Below are 25,822 nucleotides of genomic sequence, written 5' to 3'. Positions count from 1 at the left end.
GCGTACGCATAAAAGCACGACCGTTCGTTTCTTTAAGGCTCCGCCGCCGGTGCGGGCGGCGTTCGCGGTGCTGAACCGCGCCGCCCCCGCGCTCGCCGCCCGCTGGGCCGAGCACATCTGGTTCACGCTGCCGGGAGCCGCCGCCCCGGCCCGGCCGGTTCCGGTGCCGGGCGGCCGTACCTTCACCGTCCGCGCCGAGGGGCTCGACGTCGCCGGGCAGGTGTGGGGCGAGGGTCCGACGGTGTTCCTGATGCACGGCTGGGGCGGCCACGCCGGCCAGTTGGCCTCGTTCGTGACGCCGTTGGTGGACCGCGGACACCGCGTCGTGGCGTTCGACGCGCCCAGTCACGGCCGGTCCGGCCCCGGCGCGTACGGGCCCCGGTCGTCGTCCGTCCCCGAGTTCGCGGCCGCACTCACCGCGGTCGTCGCCGAGTTCGGCCCGGCCCGCGCCGTGATCGCACACTCGATGGGCGGCACCGCCACCGCGGTCGCCCTCTGCGACGGCCTGCCCGCCGGCCGGATCGTGCTACTGGCCCCGATGGCCAGCCCGGTGTCGCACGCCCGCGAGCTCGCGGACGTGCTCGGCTTCGGCGAGCCCACCTACCGGCGGCTGATCGCGCGCGTCGAGCGCCGCGTCGGCGTACCGATGCACCACTTCGACGTGCCGGAGCTCGGTCGCGCGGTCGCGATGCCGCCGACCCTTGTCGTGCACGACCGCGACGACAGGTACACCCCGGTCGCCGGCGGCGCGGCGATCGCGGAGGCGTGGCCCGCGGCGCGGCTGCACGTCACCGAAGGGCTCGGGCACCGGCGGCTGCTGCGCGACCCGGACGTCGTGGCCGAGGTCGTCGACTTCGTCACCGCGTGAGGCGGGCCTGGGCCCATGCCCCGATACGGTCGAGCACCCGGCCGTCGACCGGCCTGGTGAGCTGACTCCGGTACCGCCACAGTCCCGGCGGTCCGGGGTCGCGGCGGAGCAGGTGGGTCAGGTCGTCCGGCACCTCGCCGTCGAACGGGCCGGTCACGAGCCGGCCGATGCGTGCCACGTCGGCCGGATCGACCTGGACGTCCTTGCCACCGGTGATCGCCGGCACCGGCCGGTCGATGCCGGCCAGGTCCGGGCGCGGGTCGTGGGCCAGGTACGGCTCCGGTGGAGTGCCCGACGACGAAGATCCGCTCCGGGTCCACCGCCGCGATCACCGATCTGGTGCAACCCCTGCGGGCGCGCAAGGGCGGCCGGCGGCGCCGCCGGACGACGTTCGCCATGGTCCTGCACCCCGACCCGGCTGTTCAGGGTGTCCGCTCACCGTTCTCGTGCGGGTCGCCGAACACCAGCCGGTCCACGAAGGTGGCCACCACGGTGTCCGGATCCGTGTCCGCCTCGATCGAGGTCGTCAGCATGTCGAGCAGCAACCCGTCCAGCGCGTAGTGCAGTAGCGCGATCTCGTACGGCCCGCCGGCCAGCCCGGTCGTCGCGTGATAGGCGACGTCGTCGCGGTAGCCACGGCGCAGCGTCTGCCCGAGACTCGCCGCCAGCCCGGGCCGCCGGGCCGCCTCCAGCCGCAGCTCGATCAGCGCCCGGGTCAGCTCAGGCTGCCGGGTGGTGCGCTCGACGATGTAGCGCATGTAGTCGATGAACAGCTCCCGGCTCGGCGCGCGGGCGGCCAGCTCCGCGATGACGGCCTCGTCCGGGGCGAACCGTTCCATGATCCGCTCGCCCAGCGCGCCGAGCAGCGCGTCGCGCGAGCGGAAGTAGTTCGACGCCGTGCCGAGCGGGACACCGGCCTCGGTGTCGACGGCGCGGTGGGTGAGCCCTCGGGCGCCGCTCTCGGCGAGCACCCGGAGGCCGGCGTCGGCGAGTGCGCGGCGGCGGTCGGGGTTGCGGGCCATGCCTATCACGGTAGCAGGAACCACTACAGCTGCCGTACACTCGAACCACGACAGCCATAGTGGTTAACTTTCGAGGAGCCCGCATGCGAAAGCTCGTGTACTTCGTGGCCACCACCATCGACGGCTACATCGCCGCACCGGACGGGTCCTGGGACTTCTTCGGCGCACAGGACGTCGCCATCCAGTTCATGGCCACGCGCTACCCCGAGACCGTGCCCACCCAGGCACGCGCGCCGATGGGCATCGACGCGCCCAACCGGAACTTCGACACGGTGGTGATGGGCCGCAACACCTACGAACCGGCGCTCAAGGCGGGCATCACCAGCCCGTACGCGCACCTTCAGCAGATCGTCTTCTCCCGGTCGATGACGTCACCGGACCCGGCCGTACGCGTCGTCGCCGACGACCCGCGCACCGTCGTCGACAAGCTCAAGCAGGAGCCCGGCATGGACATCTGGCTGGCCGGCGGCGGGAACCTGGCCGGCCGGCTGCTACCCGCCGTCGACGAGCTGGTGATCAAACTGAATCCGGTGGTCGCCGGGTCCGGCATCCGGCTCGCGGAGACCGGGTTCGACCCGCACCAGTTCGCCCTGCTCGAGACGACGCAGTTGACGAGCGGCGTCATGGTGCTGCGGTACAGCGCCAGCTAGCCGACGCGGCTGAGTTCAGGGCGTGGCGCGGTCGCGGTAGGCGCGGGGGCGGGGCTCGGGCGGCGTTCCGCTCACGACGCGGTCGCGGCCGGCGTGTTTGGCGGCGTACAGGTTGCGGTCGGCGGCGGACAGGGCCGCAGACTGGCTGCGAGGGTACGTCTCGCCGGCGCCGGCCACGCCGATGCTGACGGTGACGGGCAGCCCGCCGGTGGTGGCGTGCCAGCCGTGGTCGCCGATGGCGCGCCGGATCCGGTCGAGCCGCCTGACCGCCAGGTCGACCGGGGTGGCGCGCAGCACGAGGAGGAACTCCTCGCCGCCGAGCCGTGCGACGAACCCGTCCGGTGCCACGGCGGCCAGCTCGGTCTCGAGCAGCTTGGCGACCTGCACGAGTACCTGGTCGCCGACGTCGTGGGACAGCTCGTCGTTGATCCGCTTGAAGTGGTCGATGTCGCAGACCGCCACGCTCAGGTCGGGGTCGGCCGCGATCAGGGCGGGCAGTTCCTCGTCGATGTAGCGGCGGTTCCGCAGGCCGGTCAACGGATCCCGGCGGGCCTGCTCACGGAACCGGGCCGCCTCCTCGCGGGCCTCGGCCACCTCGAACATGGTGTGCCGGATCAGCGCCGTCCCCTGCTCCTGCCGCACGCGCCACTCCTCGCGGGCGGCGGCGAAGACCTTGTGCGCGGCGAACGCCTCGGCGTGCTCTCCGCGTACGGAATGAAGTTCGGCCTGCTCCTGGTGCACCCGGACCAGGACCTCGGGAAGGTCGCGTGCGACGCACAGCGCGCGGGAGGCGTCCAGGCTCGCCTGGGCGCGGCCGGTCGCGCCGAGACCTCGCCGGGCGCGGGCCAGCGTCACCAGGTAGTGGGCCAGATCGTTTGCGGAGTCGATCTCCCCGGCCTCGTGCCGGGCGATGCACGCCAGCATCGTCTGTTCCGCCTCGGCGAACTCGCCGTTCTCGATCTGGATCGCGCCGATGGTGTCCAGCGCGACCGGGTCGAGGTCGAGGCCGTGCGCCGCGGCGTGCTCCCGCATCCGGCGGGCGACGTCCCGCGCGCGCGGGAACTCGCCCGCGACGTGCTCGGAGCTGGCCCAGTTGTTGAGGACTCTCATGAGCCGCTCCCATTGCCGCAGCTCCCGGGCCAGCGTCTCGGCCTGGCGGTAGCGCAGCCGCGCGGCCTCCATGTCGCCGTTGAAGGCCAGCCCGTCGGCCAGCCTGACGCGGTACCAGACCTGCATGTACGCGGTGGCGGTCCCATCGAGCAGCTCGACCGCGCTCAGCGAGTGTTCCAGGCCCTTCGCCGTGTCGCCGGCCAGCTCCTCGATGGTCGCGCAGGCGGCGTGAACGCGGGCCCGCAGCCGCCGGTTCCCGTGCGCGGTAGCCCACGCCTGTACGCCGTAGACGGCCCGTGCGGCACCGGCGAGGTCACCGGTACGGATGAGCATGTTGCCCCGGCAGACGCGGGCCCGCGCGAGCAGGTGTCCGTCGCCGAGGGCGGCCGCCTGCCGTTCCAGCTCCACGGCGGTGGCATAACTGGCCTCGGCATCCGTGACGTGCTGCTCCTCCAGCACGAGCAGGGCGGTCGACAGCTCCTCCGCGCCGGCCATGCCGCCGTCCAACGAATCCACCCCCAGCCGGTTCACCGATGTCACATCGGGCTCAGGCGACCGTGGCTGAGCGATTCCGGCGGCACCGTGAGGCGACGCACGGGCAGTGGCCGACCACGTCATCGTTCGTACTCCTGCCCGGTCTCCGGTCTCCGGTAGGTGCCGATCAGGAGGACGACGCTCAACAGCAGGACCCACACCGGCATGATCAGTTCTGCCCACGGCGCGAAGCTGGAACCGATCAGCAGGGTCAGCCCGAGGAGGAAGCCCAGAAGCGCCAGCCAGCGCGGCAGCGACGCGGATCGAAGGGCGATGGTCGACGTCGAGATCATGAAGACGGCCGCCATCTTCACGGCGTAGATGCTGGTGAGGACGTGCGCCGTGGTCCGGGCGAGGTCGGCGCCGTCGTTGCCGACGGTCCCGTCGGTGTAGGTCACGACCAGCGCGGCCCAGAGCGCCATCGAGGTGTAGAGCATCGCCAGGAACAGCAGGCCGCTGCCGAGGAAGACGGTGGCGAAGAGCCTGTCCTCGCGTTCGCCGACGTTGTCGCGGATCACGCCGATGAACCAGAGGAACGTGATTCCGGCGTACGGTGCCAGGTTCAGCGCGAGCCGGATGGAGTTGCGCCGTGACGCGTCGTCCAACAGGGCGTCTGTGTCAGCCGATCCCGGGGGTACGGCGAGCCGGACGAGGATGAGCATCGCGCCCAGCAGCAGGGCGAAGGCGATGCCCGCGACCGCCGCCGCGCGCGGCGCGGTGAGCACACGCCGGATCGCCCGGCGCATCCTGGCGTGCGGCGCTGGCCGGGCTTCGCTCACGTCAGTCCTGGAGTTCGGTGATCCAGCGCAGGGCGCGCAGGCCCGGTAGGAAGCAGTATTCGCCGCCGCGGGTGGCCACGAAGCTGGGCAGGTTCTTCAGGCGGCGGCGGATCGGTTTGTCGGGGATGGTCACGGTGCCGGTTCCGTCGTGGTGTCCGGCGACCGGGTCCTGTTCGCCGGGGTAGCCGATGAAGTTGCCGTCGTTCACCCACTCGGCCTTGATGAATTCGAACTGCCGGTCGAGGTGCGCTCCGGTGAAGACGCCGATCAGGCCCCTGTCGGCGCCGTCGTCCTCCGTGACGCCCTCCGGCAGCGGCGGGCCGTAGGTGGTGCCGCGGCGGATGAGGCGGTGCATCCGGGCGTCGCCGATGATGTCGGCGTCGCGGGGGTTGACCCGCCGGATGTGCGCGCCGGCGGGGCACCGCAGGCCGTGCTTGTCGTTCTCGCGGTACAGGAAGTCGTTGTTGCGGTGCGGATCAGCGCCCAGTTCCCGGTCGTCGTGGTCCGGGGCGAGCGTCAGCGGCGCTCCGCTGGGCCAGCGCCCGACCATCTTCGCCGCCAGCAGCGCCTCGTCCTCGGCGCCGGAGCTGTTCGCGCGCAGATGTTGTCGCCAGGCCGCGACCTTGGTGTGAATCTTGCGAACGGCGACGTAGGTTCCGTTGTGACCCAGCACATCGGGGCTGGGCATGGGCGGCAGGTTCCCGGTCTCGTCGGGGTAGCCGAGGATGAACTCGCCGGCCTTGATCGGAGTTTCCCGCGGGTTGGAGCCGGGCAGGCCGACGCCCTCGATGTTCGGATGACTGATGCCGTCGCGGAAGCCGAAGGTGGTCCGCCCGGTCGGGAGCTGGCGAACCTCCTGCTGCCAGATGACCTCCACGCCGGGTGTTTCGTGAAAGGCGACGTGGGCGCGCTCGAGAGCCTTGTGCAGCCGGGCGGCATCGGGAGAGAGCGCGCTCACCGCGATGTGCACCTCGCCGGTTCCGAACGGAGGCTCCCAGTTGGCCGGGGCGCTCTCGCCCACGTCGCCGATGTGGTCCGCCCGCGCGGCCATGCCCTCGCGGAACGGCTGCGAGAAGCTGTCCAGCGACTCCTGGGGTACCCCGAGGGCCCGCAGCCCCTGGTAGGTGAACGCCACCGCCACCCAGGCGTCCTGGCTCGGGTCGGGGCTGGGCCAGCCGCCGTCGATCGCCGGGAGCAGCCGCCGCAGCAGGGCACGCCCGGCGTGGCGGTCGTCGACGCGCAGAAAGGCGAACCTTCCCACATACGGCACCGGCCGCGGACGCAGTGCCGCGCTCTGGATGTCGTCGATCTCGATGCCCGTCATGTCATCTGTGCTTCCGCATCGGTCCTACGTGGACAACCCCACGGGGGTCGCAGGCGCGGGCGGGGATTCCGCCCCTAGGCTTCCGCTTCCGCCATCAGCCTCTGGAACTCCGGCGTGGCCTTCAGTTCCGCGATCGCCGGGTTGTCCAGCATCTCGCGGAATTCCTGGGTGTCCAGCAGTGCCTGGAACGCCTCGTTGACGTGCTGGTCCTTCCAGATCTGCTGAACGGTCAGATCGGGATAGGAACTGATGAACACCGCCGCGGGCTCCTGGCGCTCGAGGAACCAGTTCTTCACCCCCGGATCCTTGATGCCGGGGAAGTCTTCGCAGTGCTGGAAAACCTCTCCGAAACGGTCACCGACCACCGTCTTGGCGAAGTCGTCGATGTAGGCGTCCCAGGTGCCGTCGAAGACGCTGGCGAACATGAATTGTGTGTCGTTGTCGAATATCACGTGGCGCGCGTCGTGCAGGGTACCGATCTGGCGCACCGCATCGTGGGCCTTGGCATCCGCCGCCGGGCTGGCCATTGTCGCGAGAACCTTGCGCAGCTTGTCCGCATGACCCGGCCTGATCTTGGCAAATACGGTGAACTCGGTGCTCATCCCATCCTTCGCGCCTTTGCGCTCCAGCTGGGCTGTCGACTTTCCGGCCATGGTGAGTCTCCTGCCGCGGGATCCGTCCGAGGGTCGCCCGGTGCTCAGGGATGAGGCGCCATCGCCCTCGTCACCGATTCTGGCCGCGACGCCGACGCCGGACTGCGGGATTGCGGAAAGACGGAACAGAAACAACGCCGCAGTCTGCCTACGGACTGCGATCTGTCTCAATCCCGGAATCAGCGGCATCGAGCTCGGCTAGAGTTCACCACGAATCACCCCATAGGCCTGATATCGAACACAGGTGGAGTCGGTCGAGTCATGGCATCGAAGTTCGTTCCCTACAGCCCGGACGTCGAGGTCGTCGATCCGCACTTCGACAAGCACGCACAGACGGTGATCGGGAAGACCCAGCGGTTCATCACCGGGTCGGTCGAGTCCGAGGGCACCGGGCAGGCGGTGCGTGACGCGCACGCCAAGGGATACGGACTCGTCAGAGGTGAGGTCGAGATCCTCGACCGGCTGCCCGCCGAGTACGCGCAGGGCATCTACGCCACACCCGGCAGGCATGACGCGCTCATCCGCTTCTCCAACGGCTCGCCGCATGCCGGTGCCGACGCGCGACTCGGCAAGGCGACCGGGCTGGCGCTGAAGATCTTCGACATCGACGGGCAGACGCTGCTCGAGGACGAGCCCGGCAGCCGCACGTTCGACTACACCAACATCAACGCACCGGTCTTCTTCTGCAACACCGTCGAGCATTACCTGTTCATCCAGGAACTGTTCCTCGCGGCGCCGGAATACTTCGCGCAGGGCCGTCCCGGGCAGCACCGATTCTACCGGGACTTCGTCACCGGCAAGGGAACGCTGGGCGAGGACGAGTGGGCGTGGGACGAGTTCCTGGCCTTCCTCGTCGTCGCCCAGCGGCCCCTGGTCAACCTCCTGCTGTCGACGTACTGGTCGATGGGCGCGGTCCGGCACGGCGACTACATCGCCAAGGTCCGCTTCGCCCCCGACCCCGCCTGTGCCCAGGCGGTGGTCCAGCGCACCATCGACCCGTCGTCCGCGGAGGACGTCTTCCGGCCCGCCCTGGCGGCCGAACTCCGCGACCGGCCGTACACGTTCGACATCCAGGTACAGCTCTGCGCCGACCTGGAGCGGATGCCCGTCAACGACCTCACCGTCGAATGGCCGGAGAAGCTGTCACCGTTCGTCACAGTGGCCAAGCTGCGCCTGCCACAGCAGGACATCACCAGCGGCGACAACCTCACGAAGATGGACGCGCTTTCCTTCACCCCGTGGCGGGTCACCGCCGCACACGCACCGCTGGGCGAACTGATGCGCGCACGCAAGGAGGTCTACCGCCAGTCCTCCATCCTGCGCCACCAGCTCAACAACCAGGAACGCCGCGAGCCACCCAGTGCGGACGAAGTGCTGTCGTAGACGGTCAGGAGGACGGCATGGGCGCAGTTCTCGGCGACGAACTGGGATTCGCGGCTGGCGTGATGATCAGCCCGCTCCCGATCATCGCGATGATTCTCATCCTGGCGACCCCGCGTGGGCGAATGAGCGGGTTGGTGTTCGCCGCCGGCTGGCTGGTCGGACTCTCGGCGCTCGGCGCGATCACCCTGGTGCTCTCGGGAGGTGCGGGCGCCTCCGGGAACGGGCAGCCGGCCGACTGGGTAGGCGTGCTCAAACTCGTCATCGGGTTGCTGCTCCTCCTGCTCGGTCTCCAGCAGTGGCGTCACCGTCCCAGGGACGCCTCGCAGGCGGAACTGCCCAAGTGGATGGCCGCGATCGACCGCTTCACCCCGGTGAAGATCCTCGGGCTCTCGCTCGTGCTGTCCGCGGCCAACGCCAAGAACGCCGGGCTGACCATCGCCGCGGCCGCCGCGATCAGCTCGTCCGGGATTCCCACCGACCAGCAGATCGCGGTGCTGACGATGTTCGTGCTCATCGGCTCCCTGGGGATCCTGATCCCGCTTGTGGTGTTCCTGATCGCGGGCGAGCGCGCCAGGAACACCCTTTCCAGCTGGAAGAACTGGGCCGCGCTGCACAACGCCGCCATCATGACGGTCCTGTTCGTCGTGCTCGGCATGAAGCTGCTCGGGGATGGCATCGGCATCCTGATCTCCTGATGCCCCGATTCTGAAGTTATCCGTGATTCGCGTATTACCTGCGTTCTGAGCTGCGGTACAGCACCTTCGCCGAGCGCCCGCTCGACCGGCTGCGCCACGATGAGCTACGTCTACGTGGTCGGCAACGACGTGCGGGCCGGCCAGGTCTTCATCCGCGCCCGGACGGTACGGGGCAGCGGCCTCTCCGCGGACGTCGGTGCCGGCCGCGACCACACAACCACGCACCAGGCCGGCGTCGACGGTCCCGTCGGTGACCGCCGCCACCCGCTTCACCACCCGCGCCTGGCCGCCGCCCGGCACCGCCGCGGCATCGGCCAGCACGATGTCGCCGCGGGCGGCGCCACTGGACCAGGTGTCCACGATGATCCGGTCGCCCGGCACGATCGCCGGCGCCATCGACCCGGTCGGCACCGCGTACACCCGGTAGCGGAGCAGGAACAGGGCCGTCGCACCCAGCAGCAGGAGCAGCCCGGTGGCCAGGGCGGCGTTGCGGAGACGCTCAGCCGCGACGCCGGAACTCGGCCGGCAGGTCCGCCGGGGGAGCGGCCGGGCCGAGGTCGGCCGGACGATAGCGGCCGGGATAACCCGGATAGCTGCGGTTGTGCGGCGCCACCCCGAGCACCGAGCGGCGGCGGGGCGGCGCGAACCGCAGCGCGCGGGCCCGGGCCCGCAGGCCGGCGTGAGCCAGCCGGGACACCCAGCGCGGTGCCGGGTCGAAGCCGAACGCGCGCAGCATCGGTTCGTCGAGCATGCCGCGCACACCCAGGCGGGCGGCGGGCCGCAGCGGCCGCGGGAACCAGGAGGCGAACAGCTCCAGGGTGTACTCGCCGATCTCGCGGTTGGTCGGCGCGTAGACGAAGGTGAGCCGCTCGTACTCCCGCTTGAACGCCTGGAACTCGGCGTAGCCGGCCGGGATGTCCCGGATGCCCATGCGCCTGCCCACCTCGCGGTAGTAGTGGAACGCCGCGAGCCGTTCGTTGTCGTGCGGCGCGCGCCAGCCGTAGCGGTCGAGCCAGTCGATCGGGTCGTAGACGAAGGTGGAGAGCACGTAAAGCATGTCGTCGTTGCTGATCGTGTATCGGCCGTGCGCCTGGTTCACCACCCGTAGCGCCTCCCGGCCGCGCGGCGAGTCATAGCCGTGCGCCGCGATCTCGGCCATCAGCAGCAGGGTGTCGTCGTAGCGCCGCTGCGGCCGGTCGCGGAACTCTCCGGTCGCCGCCAGCAGCCGCGAGACGCTCGGCACGCAGTACGTCCGGAACAGCGCGAACTCCAGCGCCCGGGTGTAGTCCCAGGGGAACTCGAGCCCGGCGGACAGCTGGTAGATCTCCAGGTGGTCGCGCTCCGGGTCGAGAGCGGCGATCCGGTGCAACCTGCGATGGCGGTACAGCCCGGCGGCCATCGGCTCATCTCCCTCCAGGCTTGATATTTGATATCTTAACGGTGACGTCAACCAAAGGCGACGATCGATATCAGCGAGGACAGAGCGGGCTGTTCGGCAGGCCCGGCGCGTACCGCGCCCACATCTGCCGGCTCAGGTCATGGCCCGCGATCCGGCAGGCGGCGGCGATCGGATCGGTGATGACGTCGAGGATCGGCTGGAGGTTCCGCAGCCGGATCAGCGCCTCGCCGTTGTAGTAGCCCACAACGCCGTCGGCGGTATGGGTGGCGGCGAGCAGGCCGTCGCGGGTGAGGGCGGCGTGGCCGAAGTAGACGGGGTTCTCGTCCTCGCTGTCGAAGGCCACGGCGCGAGCCGCCGCGCGTGGATCGGCGACATCCCAGATGTCGATCGCGCCCGGCACCGCGAGCACCAGGGCGGATCCGGCGAGTACCGCCTGGTCGGCGTTCGCGTCGGCGTCGGCCCGCACGGTGTTCAGCAGGACCGGGGACGCCGGATCCGCGACGTCCCACACCGTGCCGGGACCGTTGTCGCCGGTCACGTACATCCGGCGGCCGTCCGGTGCGAAGACGATCACCCCGGCCGCGTCCTCGCCGGCGGGCAGGTTCCGGGTGGCCAGCGCGGACGGATGGCCGGGGTCGGAGACGTCCCACCAGGTCACGGTGGTGGACGCGACGACGGTGACCAGGGTGCGGCCGTCCGGGGAGAAGGCGATGATCCGGGGCTGGGCGCCCGCCGGCAGCACGCTGACCGGTCGCGGCTCGGCGCGGACGTCCCACAGCGACACCGACGCCGTCGCGGACGCCGACGCCGTCGGCGCGGCGTCCTGGCGGGTGACGACGGCGAGCAGGGCGCCGTCCGGTGACATCGCCCGCGGCTCCACACCCTTCGCGCCGATGGCCGGTATGGCACCGGTCCGCCGGAAGCGGCCGCCGGAGTCGACCGTCCAGACACCGATGCCGTCGCCGGAGGCGACCGCGAAACGGGTCGCGCCGCGGTCGAACACGCTGCGCGAGAACGAGTCGCCGGTCGGCTCGACGGCTCCCAGGCGGACCGGACGGGCCGGATCGCCGACCTCCCACAGCGAGGCGCCCTCACCGGCGACCGTGACCAGCAGGCGGTTCGATCCCGGCTGGGCGGCCAGGCCGGTGACCCGGGCCGGTGCGAGCGGCAGCGTACCCACGGTGGGTGGTTCGTCGAGACCGGACACCCGCCACAGCGTGGGATCCTCACCGGTGAACACCAGGGCGACCGCGCCGTCGGGCGAGAGGTCGGCGCTGCTCACCTGCTCGTTGGTGAGCGCGAGGTGGCGAACCAGCGTCGGGCCGGACGCGCCGAGCTGCCAGACGTAGCTCTTCGCATCCGCCGCGCCGACCAGCCGGGAGCCGTCCGGGGTGAACCCGAGCGAGGCGGTCGGCAGGCCGAACGCCGACCTCACCGGCACGGTGCCGCCGCGGACGGGCCGGGCCGGATCGCCGACATCCCACAGGTGGATGCCGTCGGCGAGTCCGAGCGCGAGGATGCCCCGCGATGAGACGGCGAGGTCCTGCGCATGGCCCGGAATCGAGGCGACGACCCGGGGCTCGGCCGGCCGGCTGACATCGGCCAGGACCACCCGTTCGTACTCGGCGACGGCGAGCAGGCGGGAGTCGCGGGAGAAGGCGAGCGCGGCAGCGGATCCGCGGCGGTCGGTGATGATGACGGCGTGTTGCCGTGGTCGTCGCGGATCGGCGACCGACCACAGCCGGGTCGGCTCGCCCTTGGCCGTGGTCGCGAGCAGGCCGTCGGGCGCGTACCGCACGCTCTGCACGGGGACGTCGCTGACCGGTGCGGGCAACGTCGTGCCGCCGGCCGGTACGAGGTGGAGCCGGTCGCCGACGGCGAGGGCGAGGGTCCGCCCGTCGGGGGCGAAGGCGCAGCCGCTCACCTGTGCGGGCACCGGGATGCGCGTGTCGACCGTCCGGTCCCGGGCGTTCCACACCACGACCTCCCGCGGCGGTAGCTGCCGAATGGTGACGACGCGGGTGCTGTCCGGGGACCAGACCTGTGACCCGCCGCAGGGCACCTGGAGACCGGTGCCGGTCAGGGCGCCGGCATAGCGGTTGGCCAGCGCGCTGCGGATCAGCGAGGCTCTCGCGCCGGGCGCGCCGCGCCGCGTCGCGAGGCCCTCCAGCAGCAGAGCGTCGGCGGGGTCGACGGCACGCAGGTCGCGGGCGGCGGGCAGCAGGCCGGCGGCGATCTCACCCTGGTGCGTGGCCCGGGATGCCCGGACGGCGGCGAGCATGCCGCCGGTCACCCCGGCCGCGGCGACCATCAACGTGATCATGATGAAGACGAAGGCCGGATTGAGACGGGTACGGCTCAGCCGTACCGCCGCGGGAAGGTCGTCGGCGAACCGCAGCCGGACATCGCGCATCAACGGCTCGGGAATGCTCTCCCGGTCGGAGGAGCCGGCGAGGATGACGCGCAACCGCCGGCGTACCGCCGCCTCGAGCTTGTTGGGCACGCCGGTGACCGGGGACAGCCGCTGGTCGGGTTCGAGTCCGGCGGTGATCGCGCGGCGGCGGTCGAGCCGGCGTACCCGTATCGGCGGCGGGGTCCGCCGGGCCAGGTCGGTCAGCGCCACCCCGAAGGCCGCGCCGAGCGACCCGCCGGTCACCTCGTCGCAGGGCGTGTCGTCGGTGGTGAGGCGCCACACCACGCACCGCCGGTGCAGCGACTTCCCGGCGGTGCGCCACGCCACGTCCAGCGCCTGCGCGAACCACCGGTCGCCGACCAGGAACAGCATGGCGCGCGGGTCCGGGTAGAGGCCGGGCGGCCCGCCGTCGAGCAGCGTCAGGCGCAGGGTGCCGTGCCCACCGGTGGAACGCCGGTCGAACAGCACCGGTGTCTGCGCCTCGCGGCGGCGGCGCGGAAACTCGCCGGTCAGCGCCCGAACCAGCAGGTCGAGCAGGCCGAACGCGGCGGCGTCCGGCCCGTTGGCGTCGTCGGCGAGCACGGCGAGCCGGCGCCGGACCGCGGCCTGCGGCGAGTCGCGGCCGGCGGGAATGTCCGCGCCGGTCAGTGGCATCTCGGGCAGCACGTTGGCGCGGCGCCAGTGCGCCGCGGCGCCGCGCAGCAGGTCCCCGGGTTCCGCCGCGCCGCCCAGAGCGGCGACGACGTCGGTGGCGGCGAGCGCCGCCGACGCGGCCGGCCCGGGCGCCGCCGTCGGGGCCTGCCACAGCCGGGAGGTGCCGGGCCAGGCGGCACGGGTCGCGAAGGCCGCCGCCGCGTCGCCGCCCGCGGCCAGCCGTCGCCGCAGTTCGTCGGTGGCGCCGGGGTCACCGGTGGCGTTCCGGCACAGCTCGAACCAGGTACCGGGGCCGTACAGCAGCCGCGTGCACAGCTCGTAGGGGTCAGCGGGCGGCATCTTGGATCGTCTGGCTCAGCGGGTCGTCGTCGGGCCGGGCCGCCACGATCGCCGCCCAGGCCGGCATCGCCGGATCGGGGGTGGCCCTGACCGACCGCGCGACCGTTGCCAGGGTCGCCGCGTCGCCGCCGTCGAGCTCCGCCACCGCGAGGTCCTCGTCGACGGTCACGTCGGCCCACCTGGACATCCCGGTCAGGTGCAGTACCCCCACCGATCCGCCCGCGGTGTCCGGCACGAGCAGCAGAAGATAGCGGTCGCTGCCGCTCACGGTGGTGACCTCGACGGGCAGCACCCGGTCGGCCGGCAACCGGCCGCCGGCCCGCACGAGCAGCTCGATCCTGCCGGCCCCCGACTCCCGGATGACGAACTCCCGGTCGCCCACGCTCCACCGGGCCTCGGGATGGCCGGTCTCCTCGGTGGCGGCCATTCGCGCGGCGAGCCGGTCGAACCGGGGCAGCCGCAGCCGGGCGCCCTCGGCCGTCGGCTCGGTGACACCGCGGCCGAACGTCGCCGGCTCGGCGGTGTGCGGCGCGGGCAGCGGGAAACCCAGCAGGGTGGACCAGTAGCGGCGCCACAGCCCGTACCCCTGCCAGGCTCGGGGTCCCGGCGATTCCCGGCCGGCGGCCGGGGCCGTGGTCAGCGCACGCCAGTAGCGCTGGGACAGACCGCTCACGGCGTCCCGCTCTCCACCGGCACCGACGGCACGCGGGACGCGCCGAGCTGGGCGAGCAGCGCGGGGCCGGAGGCGCCGACCGCGATCGCGGTGAGCGCACCGGAGATCTGCGTGTGCAGGATGGCCGCGGCGGCCGCGCCGAGGGCCAGCCGGGTGACGGCGACGAGCGTGTCGGCGGCCGGGTCGATGTAGCGGGTCACCGGCGGAAGCCGGCGGCCGCGGCGGCGGGCGGCGTGGCGGTCCTTCTGCCAGGCCGCGAGGTTGCCCCAGACGGCGACGACCTCGACGATGCCGCCGCCGACCATGCCCAGCAGTGCTGCGGTCGTCCACTCCATGCCAGCCGCTCCCGCCGAACTGTTCAAGAGGCCTCAACCTATCGAAGAGCACGGACCTTTGTGGACCCAGGACGCCGCCTGTGGACGGATACTGGCAGAGACCGCTGTCGCGGCGGTGGATCGGGGGACACCGTGGGACGACGACGGAGAGGCGCGGCGGGGCTGTGCCTGGTCCTCGCCGTGTCGGGCTGCGGTTGGCTGTCGGATGAGGAACCGCCGGTGCGGCCGGCGCCGAAGGCCCGGCAGTTGTGGGTCAGCGACGGCAAGCCGGTCGGTCAGCCGCTGGCCATCGGCGGCGTCGTGGTCGGTGAGGTGACCGAGAACCGCGATCTCTTCGTGGTGGGCATCGACCCGGTCACCGGCAAGGAGCTCTGGCGCGCGGCTGCCTCGCCGGGAGAGGTGGTGCCCGGCATCGCGGTCGCTCCGGTCGAGGCCGGCGACAAGGTCGCCTTCTTCCGGCGCGATCCCGCCGGCAATCTGTACGCCCGGCTCGTCGTCGCCGACGGCCGGACCGGCGACGAGGTGGCCTCGACCGGCCCGCTGCTGTTCGGATCTCCGCCGGAGCAGTGCCCGGACAGCGACGACGTGTGCACACTGTCGCGCACCGGCTACGACAAGCCCTATCAGACCCACCGGCTGAACGTCGCCACCGGCAGGTACGTGGCCGAGAAGACCGGATTGCCGCCCCGTGCCAGGCGCATCGGCACGGCGGGCCTCGTCGACTTCGGCCAACGGGATCCCGAGATCATCGGATTGGTCCGGAAGGGCAAGCTGCGATGGCGGACGCCGCTGCGCGACGCGTTTCCGGCGGAGGGATTCAGCACCGACAACGGGTGGAACTGGCAGCTGTTCCCCGACGAGAAGGTCTATGCCGGCAGCGTCTATGGCAAGAGGACCGGCTCCTACGGCAAGACCGACGTCGTCGTCTCCCTGGAGGCCGCCGCGACGGCCGGTCTCTCCGAGGAGAACGGCGCCCTGTTGTGGACCGACGCCGGCAGCGACATCTCCTGCACCGGCAAGAAGGCGCCGGCCCGCTGCCGGTCGAAGGGCACGTTGACCATCTCCCCGAAGCTCGATCGCACGTTCACCGGCCTCGACGTGACGGTGGAGGGATTCGACGTGCGGACCGGCAGGACGACCTGGTCGGTCCCGGTCGGCGCCGCCGAGGGGCTGGTCGGCGCGAAGACGGCCGCACCGACCGCCGGTGACACCGAGATCATCGTACGAACGGCCTCCGGCCCGCTGCTGCTCGATGTGAACACCGGCAGGCAACGTGCGCCGGGCGCCGACGAGATCTTCTGGTGCGGGACCCGCCTCGACTTCGAGTACCGCGAGCCCTACTTCAGCAAGGGCGTCGCGATCTACCAGCGGGCCGGTGAGCGGGCGGTGACCTGCAACGCGGCGGGTGACCCGGTGGCCGGCTCACCCACCGTCGCGGCGACGACCGCGACGGGGGCGCACGTGGGCCCCTACGCGGTGGTCGCCACGGAGACCGGCTTCGTCGGCTATTCCCTCGCGTGACCCTTGACGGTGTACGGTACCGTTTCGTACATGGCGGAGAAACTTGCGATCGTGACCGGCGCGTCCGGCGGTATCGGCTTTCACACGGCACGCGAACTCGCGGCGCGGAACTGGCGCGTCATCACCGCGGCGCGGCACCGCAACGACGACATTCCGGGTGCCGAGTGGTGGGAGCTCGACCTCGCCGACCTCGCCTCGGTGCGGCGCTTCGCGAGCAGATTCCTCGACGGGTACGGCCGGCTCGATCTGTTGATCAACAACGCCGGGGTGATGGCCCTGCCGCGGGCGGTGACCGTTGACGGGTTCGAGCGGCAGTTCGGCGTCAACCACCTCGGCCACTTCGCCCTGACCGGCCTGCTCCTGCCCGCGCTCCTGGCCGGCGACCGGGCCCGGGTCGTCACCGTGACCAGCGGGCTGCACCGGCGCGGCCGGATGAACTTCGACGACCTGATGGGCGAACGCCGCTACTCGAAGCTCGGCGCCTACACCCAGTCCAAGCTGGCCAACGTCCTGTTCGCCCTCGAACTCGGCCGCCGGACCCCGCTGACCAGCGTCCTCGCCCACCCCGGCTTCGCGCACACCGACCTGGCCCGCACCGGCAACCCGCTGCGGTCGGCGTTCCTCGCACTGGCCCGCCTGTCGGCGCAGTCGGCCGAGGCCGGCGCCCTTCCGTCACTGCACGCGGCGACGAACCCCGAGGTCAAGGCCATGGAGGCGTACGGGCCGGACGGCCCGGGCGAGCGCAGGGGCAACCCGACCCGGATCGAGGTGTCCGCACGCGGACGCGACGAGGGTGATGCCCGCCGGCTCTGGGCGATCTCCGAGGAGCTGACCGGGGTGCGATACCGTACGGTCACCGTCGCCGACTGACCTGGAGGGCCGGTTGCCGCAGTCACCGGCCACCACGCAGCACCGCCTCGATCCGGGACGTGAGCAGGCCATCCTCGACGCCGTCCGTGACCTGCTGGCCGAGGTCGGCTACGACCGGATGACGATCGACGAGGTGGCGCGCCGGGCCCGGGCCAGCAAGGCCACCATCTACCGCCGCTGGTCCGGCAAGCCCGGCATGGTGGCCGCCGCCCTGCACGGCATGATGCTGGAGCACCCACCGCTTGCCGACACCGGCTCGCTGCGTGGCGACCTCATCGCGGCGCTCAACACCTTCTGCCGCGTCTACGAGCGCAAACAGCCGATCGTGCTGAGCCTGCTTTCGGCGATCCGCACCGATCCCGACCTCGGCCGGCTCCTGCACGAACACGTCCTGGAGACCGGTGTCGCCGACGCGGAGTTCGTCTTCGCCCGCGCGGTGGCCCGTGGCGAGCTGGCCGGCCCTCCGGACGCCGGCGCCGTCATCGAGGTCTGCAAGGCGCTGCTCTGGCACCGGCTGCTGCTCAGCGGGGAATCGCTCGACGAACCGTGGGTGATCCACGTGGTCGACAGCATCCTCCGGCCGATGCTGGGGCACCCCGGAAACCTCTCGTGAGCGGTGCGGAACATCCGCTCAACATCCGCCGCGCGCGGGCGATAGATAACCAGTAGCGCTACCGCTACCCCCGGTTATCTGGATGGTCGCCGATGCACGCCGATGCAAGCGCTGAGCCTCCGCGCGCCCGCGGGGACTCGCGCGCGGCCACCGTGCGCACCAGCGGCGCTCGTGCCATGCTCGCGCCGGCCGTCGTCGCCGTGTACCTCGCGGCAACGCCGCACGGGTCGCACCGTCCGCTCATGCTCGCCGTCGCCGCCGTGATGTTCGCGGTCGCGGCCGCGACCTGGCGCGCGGCGCCGTGGATCGCCCGGTCCCGGGCACGCGTGACGGTTCAGGCCCTCGGCGTGCTCGTCAGCCTCGCCGGCTCGGCCACGCTCAGCCTGCTCGACGGTGGCATCCACGGCCCGCTCGGTGCGCTCGTGCCGATCACCGTCGTCTTCTACGCGATCATGATGCCGCCCCGTCCGTTCGCGGTGACCGGGGTGCTCGCCGCGGTGGCGTACTGGGTCGTGGCGGTGCTGGGCGAGCCCGCTCCCGCCGGGTACGCCGTGGTCTACACGCTCGGCCTGGGCGGAGTCTCGATCCTGTGCATGCGGCACGCCGCCGCCCTCGCCACGCTGCGGCGCCGGCTGTCCGAGGCGTCGCGCGTCGACCCACTCACCCGCAGCCTGAACCGCCGTGGCTTCGACGAGCAGCTGGAGCGCGCGGTGGCCCGGGCGAGGCACGGCGGCGAACCGGTCACCCTGCTCCTCGCCGACCTGGACAAGTTCAAGATCATCAACGACACCTGGGGCCACCGGGCGGGCGACGCCGTCCTGGCCGCCACGGCCCGCACCATGAGCGGCGCGCTGCGCGACACCGACCGGGTGGGCCGGCTGGGCGGCGACGAGTTCGGCGCGCTGCTGACCGGAACCGGTCCGGACGACGCACCCGCGATCGTCGACCGGCTGCGCGCCGCGCTGGAGCACGGCGCGCCGGCCAGCCTGGGCTACGCGAGCTGCCCGGCCGAGGCGGGCACGGTCGAGGAGCTGCGCCGGCTCGCCGACGCCCGCGCGTACGCGGACAAGACCACCCGCGGCGGCCGCGTCCCCGTCGAGCGGCACGTCGAGCTGGCCCGTGAGCAGGCGGCCGGGCCGACGGCGGCCCGGGTCACCCGCACGGAGCGCCGGCGCCGGTCCATCGCCGACATGGGCCGGATCTGCGCCGCCGACAGCTTCGTCGGCGCCGTGTACGCCGCCGGGTTCGCCACCCAGTCGCCGCACCGGCTGGCCCTCGGGGTGGTGTGCGTCCTGGGGGTGCTGTACGGCCTGGGCGTCATCGCGGTCGCCGGCCGGCTGAGCCGCTCCGCGTATGTGCGGCCGCTGATGGCGCTCAACGCGGTGCCACTTCTCGCCCTGGGAATCGCCGCGCCGGTGCTGGACGGAGGTGTCTCGTCGCCGACCGGTGTGGGCATGCTGGCGCCGATGACGCTGTTCGCCCTCGGCGCTCGGCTGCGGGTAGCGGTGCCGATGCTCGCCCTGAACGCCGCGGCCTACCTGGTGCTGGCGGCCACCGTCGGCGACGCCGGCCCGGCGTACGCGATCATGCATCTGCTCTGCTTCGGCGTGGTCGCCGCCGCGTGCGCCGCGCAGGGGCGCGCCAGCGCCGAGCGGCGCCGCCGCCTGACCGACATGTCGCACACGGACGCCCTCACCGGCCTGCTCAACCGCCGCGGTATCGACGACCGGATCGCCGACCGTCTGCGCGCGGGCCATCCGATGGGCCTCGTGCTGTTCGACCTGGACGGCTTCAAGACGCTCAACGACACGGCCGGGCACGCCGCCGGCGACGAACTGCTGGTCTGGGTGGCGACCACCCTGACGGCGAACGCGCCGTCCGGCTCCGTCATCGGACGACTGGGCGGTGACGAGTTCGTGGCGCTGATCCCGGATGCCGAGGTACAGGCGGAGGCCGAGCGGTTGCGCGCCGCGCTCGCGCCGCGCACCGCCGCCAGCGTCGGTGCCGCCGGGTCGGACGCCGACGGTGCCGACTTCGCCGCGCTGTACGCGCACGCCGACGCCGCGCTGTACGCGGAGAAGGCGGCGCGCCGCCACGGCGCGATCGTGGCCTGACCCGGTAGCCGAGGCGCGATACGTTGCCGGACATGATCACGACGCGCCTCGATCTTGCCCGGATCCGCGCGGCCCGGAGCGACATCGACCCGATCTTCTTGAACACCCCGCTGTACCAGTGCGACGCGCTGGGACGCGAGCTCGGCTGCACGGTCAGCATCAAGCTGGAGACGGCGAACCCGGTGCGCAGCTTCAAGGCGCGCGGCACCGAACTCGTCGCGAACCTGCTCGCCGGCCAGGGCCGCACCGCGGCGGTGTGCGCCAGCGCCGGCAACCTCGGCCAGGCACTGGGCTGGTCCGGTCGCCGCCGCGGCCTCGACGTGACGGTCGTGGCGTCACGAGCGGCGCCCGCTGTCAAGCTCGATCGGATCCGTGCGCTGGGTGCCGAGCTGGAGCTTGTCGACGGCGACTTCGAGGCGGCCCGCGAACGGGCCGCGGACATCTCGCTCCAGCGCGGTATCCGGCTGGTCCAGGACAGCCTCGACATCGAGACCTGCGAGGGCGCGGCGACCATCGGCCTGGAACTGGCCGATGCGGGGTCCTCGTTCGACACCGTCCTGATCGCCCTGGGCGGCGGCGCGATAGCCACCGGCGTGGGCTACGCCCTGAAGACCCTCTCGCCGGACGTCGAGGTGATCTGTGTGCAGCCCCTCGGCGCACCGGCGATGACCCACTCCTGGCGCCGGCGCCGGGTCGTCACCACCGACTCGACCGACACCATCGCCGACGGAGTCGCCGGCAGGTTCCCCATCCCCGAGGTCCTGGACGATCTTCTCGCGGTCGCCGACGACGCCGTCCTGGTCCAGGAGTCCTCCATCGTCGCGGGCCTGCGGCTGCTGCTGGAGCAGGCGGGCCTGGTCGTGGAGCCCTCGGCGGCCCTCGGCGTCGCGGCCGTACTGGAGGACCGTGACCGCTTCGCCGGCCGCCATGTTGCCACCATCATCTGCGGCAGCAACGTCGACCTGGACGCCTACCACCGCTGGATCCGTACGTGAGTCCCGTTCAGGCTCGGTGCAGCCACTCCAGGGCCCGGCACCGCCGCCGGCGGCAGGACCGAGACGTGGCCCTCACCCTCGACGAGGCGCAGCGTCGACCCGCTGATGTGGTCGGCCAGCCAGGTGCTGTGCGCGCTCGGCACCACCCGGTCGCCGGTGCCGTGCACCAGCAGCACCGGCACGGCGACCGCGGCCGGGTCGAAGCCCCACGGGTTCACATAGCTCAGATCGTCGTCGATCAGCGGGGCCGGGCCGCACGCCATCGCCGGCTCGACCACGCTGCCGAACCAGCCCCACTCGCCCTCCAGCGCGGCCCAGTCGGCCGGGATGAAGTCGACGTCCGAGGCGCCGGCCGCCTCGTGCGCCTCCTTCGCGGCACGCCCGGCGGCCGCCGCCCGCAGCGTGGCCTCGCCGGACGGACCCATCCCGGCATACCAGTCCAGGCCGCCGGACTCGTACGGGGCGAGGCAGGAGATCGCGACCGCCGCGGTCACCCGGCCCGGCAGCAGGGCCGCACAGGCCAGCGCGCACGGTCCGCCGCCGGAGTGGCCCAGCACCGCGAACTCCGCCACACCGAGGGCATCGGCCACCGTTGCCGCGTCGGCCGCCACGGAGGCGATGTCGCGGCCCGGCACCGGGGGGGATCCGCCGTAACCCGGACGGTCGTAGGAGACCAGCCGGAGGCCGAGCCGGTCGGCCGCGGCGAACAGCGGCACCGGCGGGAAGCCGATGTTCGGTGTCCCGTGATGCCACATGACGACCCGGTCGCCGCGGCCCCGGTCGTAGGCGTGCAGGGTCCGTCCGTCACTCGCGCGGACGTCGACCTCGGTGACCACTCGGGCAGCCTAGCCGGAATCCCATCGTCGGATGGGTTGTCATGTGGAGCCGATGATCCCATCGACTCGACGCGACCCGCGGTCGTAACGTTGTCTCGGAGCTGAACAAAAGGTAGCGAAGGGTGAGCCGAATGGATGCGCCCGAGGTCGAAGTGCGCACGGAACCCGACGACACGGTCGTCATCCGGCCGTCCGGCGTCATCGATGCCGCCGCAGCGGTGCACCTCCAGCGCATCCTGGTCCACACGGTACGGAAGGTGCGGCCGCCCAGGATCATCCTCGACCTGTCCGCCGTGTCCCACCTCGACCCGATCAGCGTGGGCACCGTGTCCGCGGCCTGCGAACTCGGCGACGATCACCAGGTCGCGATGTGCTTTCACAACCCGTCCAGCCGCATCTCCGAACAGCTCACCAAGGCCGGCGTGCCACGCCAGCGCCTGCACCGGAACGACGTCGTGGCCTGACGCGGGTGTTCAGTCGGTCTTGCCGGTGATCAGGGCTACGACGTGGTGGCCGACGTTGACGGCGTTGTCGGCGTAGCGCTCGTAGTAACGGCCCAGCAGCGCGCCGTCGATGGCCGCCTCGACGCCCATCGGCCAATCCGGGCTGAGCAGGACGGCGAACAGGCGCTGGTACAGGTGGTCCATGGCGTCGTCGTCGCGGTCGAGCTGGGCGGCCAGGACCGCATCGTGGTCGGACAGCGCCGATACGATCTTGCCGGCCAGCCCGTCGGCCACCGTGCCCATCGCCTGGAAGAGCTCGGCCAGCTCGGGAACCACGGCGGGCGCCGGGTGGCGGCGCAGGACGGAACGGGCCACATGGACGGCGAGGCCGCCCATGCGCCTGAGGTCGGCGGCCACCTGAATCGAGGTCACGGCCTTGCGCAGGTCGTCGGCGACCGGCTGCCGGCGAGCGACCAGGTCGTAGGCCCGGTCCTCGGCGACGCGGTAGAGCACGTCGATCTCGGCGTCGCGGGCGGTCACCTGTAGGGCGACGGTGTGATCGGCGGTGATCAGGGCGGTGCTCGCCTGCCGCATCGTCTCCCGCGCCGCCATCGCCATGGTGACCAATGTGCTGCTGACCCGGTCGAGCTCGGCCTGAAAGTCCTCGCGCATGGCGCTCTCCCTCGCTTGCCGTGGGCCGGTGGCCGCGCCCGGGTCCGGGACCCCTGAGAATCCGCCTCAATGGTGCGGGCTGTCACCGAATCCTTTCAGATGCGTCACCGACCTCGCACGGCGACGGTGCCGGCGACGGCCGGCCGGTGCGGGCGCGCCACACCGAATCGGCGAACAGCCGGCGCCGGTCCGTGAACGTCGCCCAGGCCGAACGCCTCCTCGTCGCCATAGGACGACGAGGGGATGTTCACGCGCCGGACCCGGCTCTCCACACTGGCCACGATCAATATGTGGGCGACACCCCTCAAGCGCGACGGCACGTCCGTGGTCACCGACAGCGCCTGCGCCGCCACCTCCGGCCGCTGGTTCTCCCCTACGACGGCGCCACCTGGACCGCCGCCTCCGACGTCGACATCGACCATGTCGTCCCGCTCGCCGAGGCCTGGCGTTCCGGGGCCAGCGCGTGGACGACCAGCCGGCGGCAGAGCTTCGCCAACGACCTCACCCGCCCGCAGCTGATCGCCGTCACCGACAACGTCAACCAGTCCAAGGGCGACGAGGATCCGTCGACCTGGCAGCCGTCGGTGACCTCGTACTGGTGCACCTACGCCAAGATGTGGATCGCGGTGAAGTCCTACTGGGCGCTCACCGCGCAGTCCGCGGAGAAGACCGCGCTACAGACCATGCTGAACACCTGCACCTCCTGAACGCACACGGCGCGCCCGGCCCGCACCGCAGGGCCGGGCACGCCGCCCGACGGAACACGGTCACATCCGGGACGCGTCCGCGGAGGCGTCGTTCGTCCAGTCGCCGTTGGTGGCGCCGACGCGGCCGGAGGCGAGCAGTGCGCCGGTGGGCGAGACGACGCGGTACGGGACGTTGAAGTACCCGTTGCCGTCCGGGTCGTCGGCCCAGACGACCACGGCGTTGCCCCTGTCGTCGAGTCCGACGTCGGGGGTGATGTGCTTCCAGTCGGTGCCGGTGGTGCCTCCGCCGGAGAGCTTCACCTCGTACGCTGGCGTGCCGTTGCCGAACAGGCGCAGGTAGATCTCGGAGTGGTTGTCGTCGCCGGGCTCGGCGGCGTCCCGGTCGTCCTCCCAGACGACGGCGACCTGGCCGGAGCGGTTGGTCGCGATGGCCGGGCCGTCCTGATCCCCGGTGGCCACGGTGTTGGCGGTGGAGAAGGTGACCGTCGTCGCGGCGAGGGCGGCGGCGACGGCGGCCGTGGCGATGGCTGACATCCGGCCTCCTAAAGGACTTCGAGGCCGGGGCGGCCATCGAGGACGACGAAGGACTTGAGGGTGGTGACGGCCGCGCCGTGCTCGGTCACCATGGGCACCGAGCGGAAGTCGGCCCGTACCTCGGTGGGGGTGATCGTGGTGAGGGTGTAGCCGCGCCGCTCGGAGTAGAACCTAAGGTGCGGGTTGGTCGCGGCGTACGGGATCGTGGTGGTCGCCGAGCCGTTGCCGCCGGATGCGATCGAGGTGCAGACCAGCTCGGTGCCGACGGTCGCGGAGTTGGGGTCGGCGTAGTCGGCCTTGAGGTCGTTGGCCCAGGCCGTGTGCACGTCGCCGGTGAGCACGAGCGGGTTGCGCACCGCCCGGTCGCGCCAGCCCTGCTGAATGCGGGCCCGGGCGGCCCGGTAGCCGTCCCAGGAGTCCATGTTCGCCCCGCCCGCCGCGTCGAACTGGCGGGCGAAGAACACCTGCTGGCCGAGGATGTCCCAGGTGCCGTAGTGCTGCGCGAGCCCGTCCAGGAGCCACGCCTCCTGCGCGGCGCCGGTCAGGGTGCGGGCGGCGCTGTCCGCGGCGGCGCAGACCTTCCACCCGTCGCCGCAGGCCTGGTCGTCGCGGAACTGGCGGGTGTCGAGCATGTGGAAGGTGGCCAGGCTGCCCCAGCGCACCCGCCGGTAGAGCGCGATGCCGTTGCCGGTCGGCGCGGCGGCCGGGCGCAGCGGCATGTTCTCGTAGTAGGCGCGGTACGCGGCGGTGCGCCGGGCCGTCCACTGCGCGGCGGTCAGGGCCGGGCTGCTGTCGGCCCGCACCATGGCGGCGTAGTTGTTCTCCACCTCGTGGTCGTCCGGCACCACGAGCCACGGTGCGACGGCGTGCGCGGCCTGGAGATCGGGGTCGGTCTTGTACTGGGCGTGCCGGCGCCGGTAGTCGGCGAGCGAGACGATCTCCGCGCCGGCGTGTTCGCGGACCGATCCGGAGGTGGTCGCGTCCTCGTAGAGGTAGTCACCCAGGTGCAGGACGAGGTCGGGCCGGTCCTCGGCCATCCGCCGGTAGGCGGTGTAGTACCCCGACTCGTAGTGCGCGCAGGAGGCGAAGGCCATCCGCAGGGTACGGCCGAAGGTGCCGCCGGCCGGCGCGGTGCGGGTCCGCCCGACCGGCGAGAGGTGCCCCTGCGCCCGGAAACGGTAGTGGTACTCCGCGTCGGCGGCGAGCCCACCGGCGACGACGTGGACCGAGTGCGCGTCGGCGTACCGGGCGGTGACCGACCCGGACGCGACGATCGAGGTGAACTGGTCGGTGGTCGCGACCTGCCAGTCGACGACCACGTCGGCGTTGGGCATGCCACCCTGCCCGTCGGCGTTCAGCGGGGCGGTGGCGAGACGGGTCCAGAGCACGACGCTTGCCGCGTCCGGCTCGCCCGAGGCGACACCGAGCCGGAACGGGTACGGCGTCGCGGCACCGGCGGCGGAGTGGACTGCGAGGGTTCCGGCGGCGGCCAATCCGCCGAGCACGAAGATCCGGCGATTGATGACGGTCATAGCCGCTTACGCTGCGAGCGTCCCGTAAACCATGGATGCTCATCAATGCAATGGCGAGTGGCGACGGCCGCAAGGCAGCGAGGACTTTCGCCCAACGGCGCGCCGCCCGAGCGGGAACGAGGCGTGGCAGTCGGGCATCGCGGGAACGTCGGCC

General features: G+C 72.0%; 24 protein-coding genes and 2 pseudogenes. 11 read left to right on the top strand and 15 right to left on the bottom strand.

Annotated elements, in window-relative coordinates:
- Positions 1-49 precede the first annotated feature (49 nt).
- Positions 50-868 carry an alpha/beta fold hydrolase gene (locus BJ971_RS27075; RefSeq protein WP_184996011.1) on the top strand — a complete coding sequence of 273 codons (819 nt, stop codon included), beginning with the start codon at positions 50-52 and terminating at the stop codon, positions 866-868.
- Here the strand turns inward: BJ971_RS27075 and BJ971_RS27070 are convergent.
- Together BJ971_RS27070 and BJ971_RS27065 are read right to left on the bottom strand one after the other, a co-directional pair.
- Positions 858-1,094: a hypothetical protein gene (locus tag BJ971_RS27070; protein ID WP_184996010.1), complete on the bottom strand. Its 237-nt coding sequence runs from the start codon at positions 1,092-1,094 to the stop codon at positions 858-860. The genes BJ971_RS27075 and BJ971_RS27070 overlap by 11 nt on opposite strands.
- 196 nt (positions 1,095-1,290) lie before the next feature.
- Complete coding sequence (locus tag BJ971_RS27065) at positions 1,291-1,890, bottom strand: TetR/AcrR family transcriptional regulator (protein WP_184996009.1); 600 nt, start codon at positions 1,888-1,890, stop codon at positions 1,291-1,293.
- An 83-nt stretch (positions 1,891-1,973) separates the two neighbouring features.
- Between BJ971_RS27065 and BJ971_RS27060 the strand changes: the two genes are divergently transcribed.
- Positions 1,974-2,540: a dihydrofolate reductase family protein gene (locus BJ971_RS27060; protein WP_184996008.1), complete on the top strand. Its 567-nt coding sequence runs from the start codon at positions 1,974-1,976 to the stop codon at positions 2,538-2,540.
- Positions 2,541-2,555: 15 nt separating this feature from the next.
- Here BJ971_RS27060 and BJ971_RS27055 read toward each other — a convergent pair whose 3' ends face one another.
- From BJ971_RS27055 to BJ971_RS27040, 4 genes are all read right to left on the bottom strand, one after another.
- On the bottom strand, positions 2,556-4,166 hold the full coding sequence (locus BJ971_RS27055) for a GGDEF domain-containing protein (protein ID WP_239087138.1): 1,611 nt from the start codon (positions 4,164-4,166) through the stop codon (positions 2,556-2,558).
- Between the two features lie 98 nt (positions 4,167-4,264).
- Positions 4,265-4,963, bottom strand: coding sequence for a hypothetical protein (locus BJ971_RS27050; protein ID WP_203709087.1), 699 nt, complete (start codon positions 4,961-4,963; stop codon positions 4,265-4,267).
- A gap of 1 nt (position 4,964) precedes the next feature.
- On the bottom strand, positions 4,965-6,287 hold the full coding sequence (locus BJ971_RS27045; protein WP_184996007.1) for a Dyp-type peroxidase: 1,323 nt from the start codon (positions 6,285-6,287) through the stop codon (positions 4,965-4,967).
- 74 nt (positions 6,288-6,361) lie between these two features.
- Positions 6,362-7,075 carry a hypothetical protein gene (locus tag BJ971_RS27040; RefSeq protein ID WP_203709088.1) on the bottom strand — a complete coding sequence of 238 codons (714 nt, stop codon included), beginning with the start codon at positions 7,073-7,075 and terminating at the stop codon, positions 6,362-6,364.
- Between the two features lie 126 nt (positions 7,076-7,201).
- Between BJ971_RS27040 and BJ971_RS27035 the strand changes: the two genes are divergently transcribed.
- Together BJ971_RS27035 and BJ971_RS27030 are read left to right on the top strand one after the other, a co-directional pair.
- Positions 7,202-8,323 carry a catalase family protein gene (locus BJ971_RS27035; protein ID WP_184996006.1) on the top strand — a complete coding sequence of 374 codons (1,122 nt, stop codon included), beginning with the start codon at positions 7,202-7,204 and terminating at the stop codon, positions 8,321-8,323.
- A gap of 17 nt (positions 8,324-8,340) precedes the next feature.
- A complete protein-coding gene (locus tag BJ971_RS27030) occupies positions 8,341-9,018 on the top strand; it encodes a GAP family protein (protein ID WP_184996005.1) in 678 nt (225 codons plus the stop codon).
- Between the two features lie 297 nt (positions 9,019-9,315).
- Here the strand turns inward: BJ971_RS27030 and BJ971_RS42540 are convergent.
- From BJ971_RS42540 to BJ971_RS27005, 5 genes and pseudogenes are all read right to left on the bottom strand, one after another.
- Positions 9,316-9,429: pseudogene (locus tag BJ971_RS42540) on the bottom strand (S24/S26 family peptidase); the annotation flags it as partial.
- A gap of 88 nt (positions 9,430-9,517) precedes the next feature.
- The gene (locus tag BJ971_RS27020; RefSeq protein WP_184996004.1) at positions 9,518-10,417 is read right to left on the bottom strand and encodes an oxygenase MpaB family protein; all 900 of its coding nucleotides are present in this window, start codon (positions 10,415-10,417) and stop codon (positions 9,518-9,520) included.
- 70 nt (positions 10,418-10,487) lie between these two features.
- Entirely contained in the window at positions 10,488-13,823 is a 3,336-nt protein-coding gene (locus BJ971_RS27015) for a WD40 repeat domain-containing protein (RefSeq protein WP_184996003.1), read from the bottom strand.
- Positions 13,810-14,496: a hypothetical protein gene (locus BJ971_RS27010; RefSeq protein ID WP_184996002.1), complete on the bottom strand. Its 687-nt coding sequence runs from the start codon at positions 14,494-14,496 to the stop codon at positions 13,810-13,812. Before BJ971_RS27010 ends, BJ971_RS27015 begins: the two co-directional genes overlap by 14 nt.
- The gene (locus BJ971_RS27005) at positions 14,493-14,831 is read right to left on the bottom strand and encodes a hypothetical protein (RefSeq protein WP_184996001.1); all 339 of its coding nucleotides are present in this window, start codon (positions 14,829-14,831) and stop codon (positions 14,493-14,495) included. The genes BJ971_RS27010 and BJ971_RS27005 overlap by 4 nt, the downstream gene beginning before the upstream one ends.
- Positions 14,832-15,050: 219 nt before the next feature.
- Here BJ971_RS27005 and BJ971_RS42310 point away from each other — a divergent pair, with 219 nt between their 5' ends.
- The 5 genes from BJ971_RS42310 to BJ971_RS26980 all read left to right on the top strand — a co-directional run bounded on the left by BJ971_RS42310 (position 15,051) and on the right by BJ971_RS26980 (position 20,944).
- Positions 15,051-16,352, top strand: coding sequence for an outer membrane protein assembly factor BamB family protein (locus BJ971_RS42310; protein ID WP_184996000.1), 1,302 nt, complete (start codon positions 15,051-15,053; stop codon positions 16,350-16,352).
- A gap of 30 nt (positions 16,353-16,382) precedes the next feature.
- Positions 16,383-17,222, top strand: coding sequence for an oxidoreductase (locus BJ971_RS26995; protein ID WP_184995999.1), 840 nt, complete (start codon positions 16,383-16,385; stop codon positions 17,220-17,222).
- Between the two features lie 13 nt (positions 17,223-17,235).
- Entirely contained in the window at positions 17,236-17,835 is a 600-nt protein-coding gene (locus BJ971_RS26990; protein WP_184995998.1) for a TetR/AcrR family transcriptional regulator, read from the top strand.
- Positions 17,836-18,011: 176 nt separating this feature from the next.
- Positions 18,012-19,949: a GGDEF domain-containing protein gene (locus BJ971_RS42305; RefSeq protein ID WP_184995997.1), complete on the top strand. Its 1,938-nt coding sequence runs from the start codon at positions 18,012-18,014 to the stop codon at positions 19,947-19,949.
- A gap of 32 nt (positions 19,950-19,981) precedes the next feature.
- A complete protein-coding gene (locus BJ971_RS26980; protein ID WP_184995996.1) occupies positions 19,982-20,944 on the top strand; it encodes a threonine ammonia-lyase in 963 nt (320 codons plus the stop codon).
- Here BJ971_RS26980 and BJ971_RS26975 read toward each other — a convergent pair.
- Positions 20,920-21,780, bottom strand: coding sequence for an alpha/beta fold hydrolase (locus BJ971_RS26975; protein WP_239087140.1), 861 nt, complete (start codon positions 21,778-21,780; stop codon positions 20,920-20,922). The two genes, BJ971_RS26980 and BJ971_RS26975, sit on opposite strands and share 25 nt — an antisense overlap.
- A gap of 131 nt (positions 21,781-21,911) precedes the next feature.
- On the opposite strand from BJ971_RS26975, the gene BJ971_RS26970 reads away from it, so the two are divergent.
- Positions 21,912-22,244: an STAS domain-containing protein gene (locus tag BJ971_RS26970; RefSeq protein ID WP_184995995.1), complete on the top strand. Its 333-nt coding sequence runs from the start codon at positions 21,912-21,914 to the stop codon at positions 22,242-22,244.
- A 9-nt stretch (positions 22,245-22,253) separates the two neighbouring features.
- Here BJ971_RS26970 and phoU read toward each other — a convergent pair whose 3' ends face one another.
- Positions 22,254-22,895, bottom strand: coding sequence for a phosphate signaling complex protein PhoU (phoU, locus tag BJ971_RS26965; RefSeq protein ID WP_184995994.1), 642 nt, complete (start codon positions 22,893-22,895; stop codon positions 22,254-22,256).
- Between the two features lie 300 nt (positions 22,896-23,195).
- On the opposite strand from phoU, the pseudogene BJ971_RS26960 reads away from it, so the two are divergent.
- Positions 23,196-23,602 (top strand): annotated as a pseudogene (locus BJ971_RS26960) (HNH endonuclease family protein); the annotation flags it as partial.
- A 60-nt stretch (positions 23,603-23,662) separates the two neighbouring features.
- Here BJ971_RS26960 and BJ971_RS26955 read toward each other — a convergent pair.
- On the bottom strand, positions 23,663-24,136 hold the full coding sequence (locus BJ971_RS26955) for a hypothetical protein (RefSeq protein WP_184995993.1): 474 nt from the start codon (positions 24,134-24,136) through the stop codon (positions 23,663-23,665).
- An 8-nt stretch (positions 24,137-24,144) separates the two neighbouring features.
- Positions 24,145-25,668, bottom strand: a complete 1,524-nt coding sequence (locus BJ971_RS26950; RefSeq protein WP_184995992.1) for an alkaline phosphatase D family protein — start codon at positions 25,666-25,668, stop codon at positions 24,145-24,147.
- Positions 25,669-25,822: the final 154 nt, after the last annotated feature.

The organism is Amorphoplanes digitatis, assembly GCF_014205335.1.
GTDB lineage: Bacteria > Actinomycetota > Actinomycetes > Mycobacteriales > Micromonosporaceae > Actinoplanes > Actinoplanes digitatus.
The sequence above is the reverse complement of the archived record's forward strand: the minus strand, read 5'-3'. Positions and strand labels throughout refer to the sequence as shown.

Excerpts from the sequence above, each read along its gene's own strand:
- BJ971_RS27060 (WP_184996008.1), top strand. The coding sequence starts at position 1,974 with ATGCGAAAGCTCGTGTACTTCGTGGCCACCACCATCGACGGCTACATC.
- BJ971_RS26970 (WP_184995995.1), top strand. The coding sequence starts at position 21,912 with ATGGATGCGCCCGAGGTCGAAGTGCGCACGGAACCCGACGACACGGTC.
- phoU (WP_184995994.1), bottom strand. The coding sequence starts at position 22,895 with ATGCGCGAGGACTTTCAGGCCGAGCTCGACCGGGTCAGCAGCACATTG.
- BJ971_RS27065 (WP_184996009.1), bottom strand. The coding sequence starts at position 1,890 with ATGGCCCGCAACCCCGACCGCCGCCGCGCACTCGCCGACGCCGGCCTC.
- BJ971_RS27015 (WP_184996003.1), bottom strand. The coding sequence starts at position 13,823 with ATGCCGCCCGCTGACCCCTACGAGCTGTGCACGCGGCTGCTGTACGGC.
- BJ971_RS42305 (WP_184995997.1), top strand. The coding sequence starts at position 18,012 with ATGCTCGCGCCGGCCGTCGTCGCCGTGTACCTCGCGGCAACGCCGCAC.
- BJ971_RS27035 (WP_184996006.1), top strand. The coding sequence starts at position 7,202 with ATGGCATCGAAGTTCGTTCCCTACAGCCCGGACGTCGAGGTCGTCGAT.
- BJ971_RS26995 (WP_184995999.1), top strand. The coding sequence starts at position 16,383 with ATGGCGGAGAAACTTGCGATCGTGACCGGCGCGTCCGGCGGTATCGGC.
- BJ971_RS26950 (WP_184995992.1), bottom strand. The coding sequence starts at position 25,668 with ATGACCGTCATCAATCGCCGGATCTTCGTGCTCGGCGGATTGGCCGCC.
- BJ971_RS27045 (WP_184996007.1), bottom strand. The coding sequence starts at position 6,287 with ATGACGGGCATCGAGATCGACGACATCCAGAGCGCGGCACTGCGTCCG.
- BJ971_RS27020 (WP_184996004.1), bottom strand. The coding sequence starts at position 10,417 with ATGGCCGCCGGGCTGTACCGCCATCGCAGGTTGCACCGGATCGCCGCT.
- BJ971_RS26955 (WP_184995993.1), bottom strand. The coding sequence starts at position 24,136 with ATGTCAGCCATCGCCACGGCCGCCGTCGCCGCCGCCCTCGCCGCGACG.
- BJ971_RS27005 (WP_184996001.1), bottom strand. The coding sequence starts at position 14,831 with ATGGAGTGGACGACCGCAGCACTGCTGGGCATGGTCGGCGGCGGCATC.
- BJ971_RS26980 (WP_184995996.1), top strand. The coding sequence starts at position 19,982 with ATGATCACGACGCGCCTCGATCTTGCCCGGATCCGCGCGGCCCGGAGC.
- BJ971_RS27030 (WP_184996005.1), top strand. The coding sequence starts at position 8,341 with ATGGGCGCAGTTCTCGGCGACGAACTGGGATTCGCGGCTGGCGTGATG.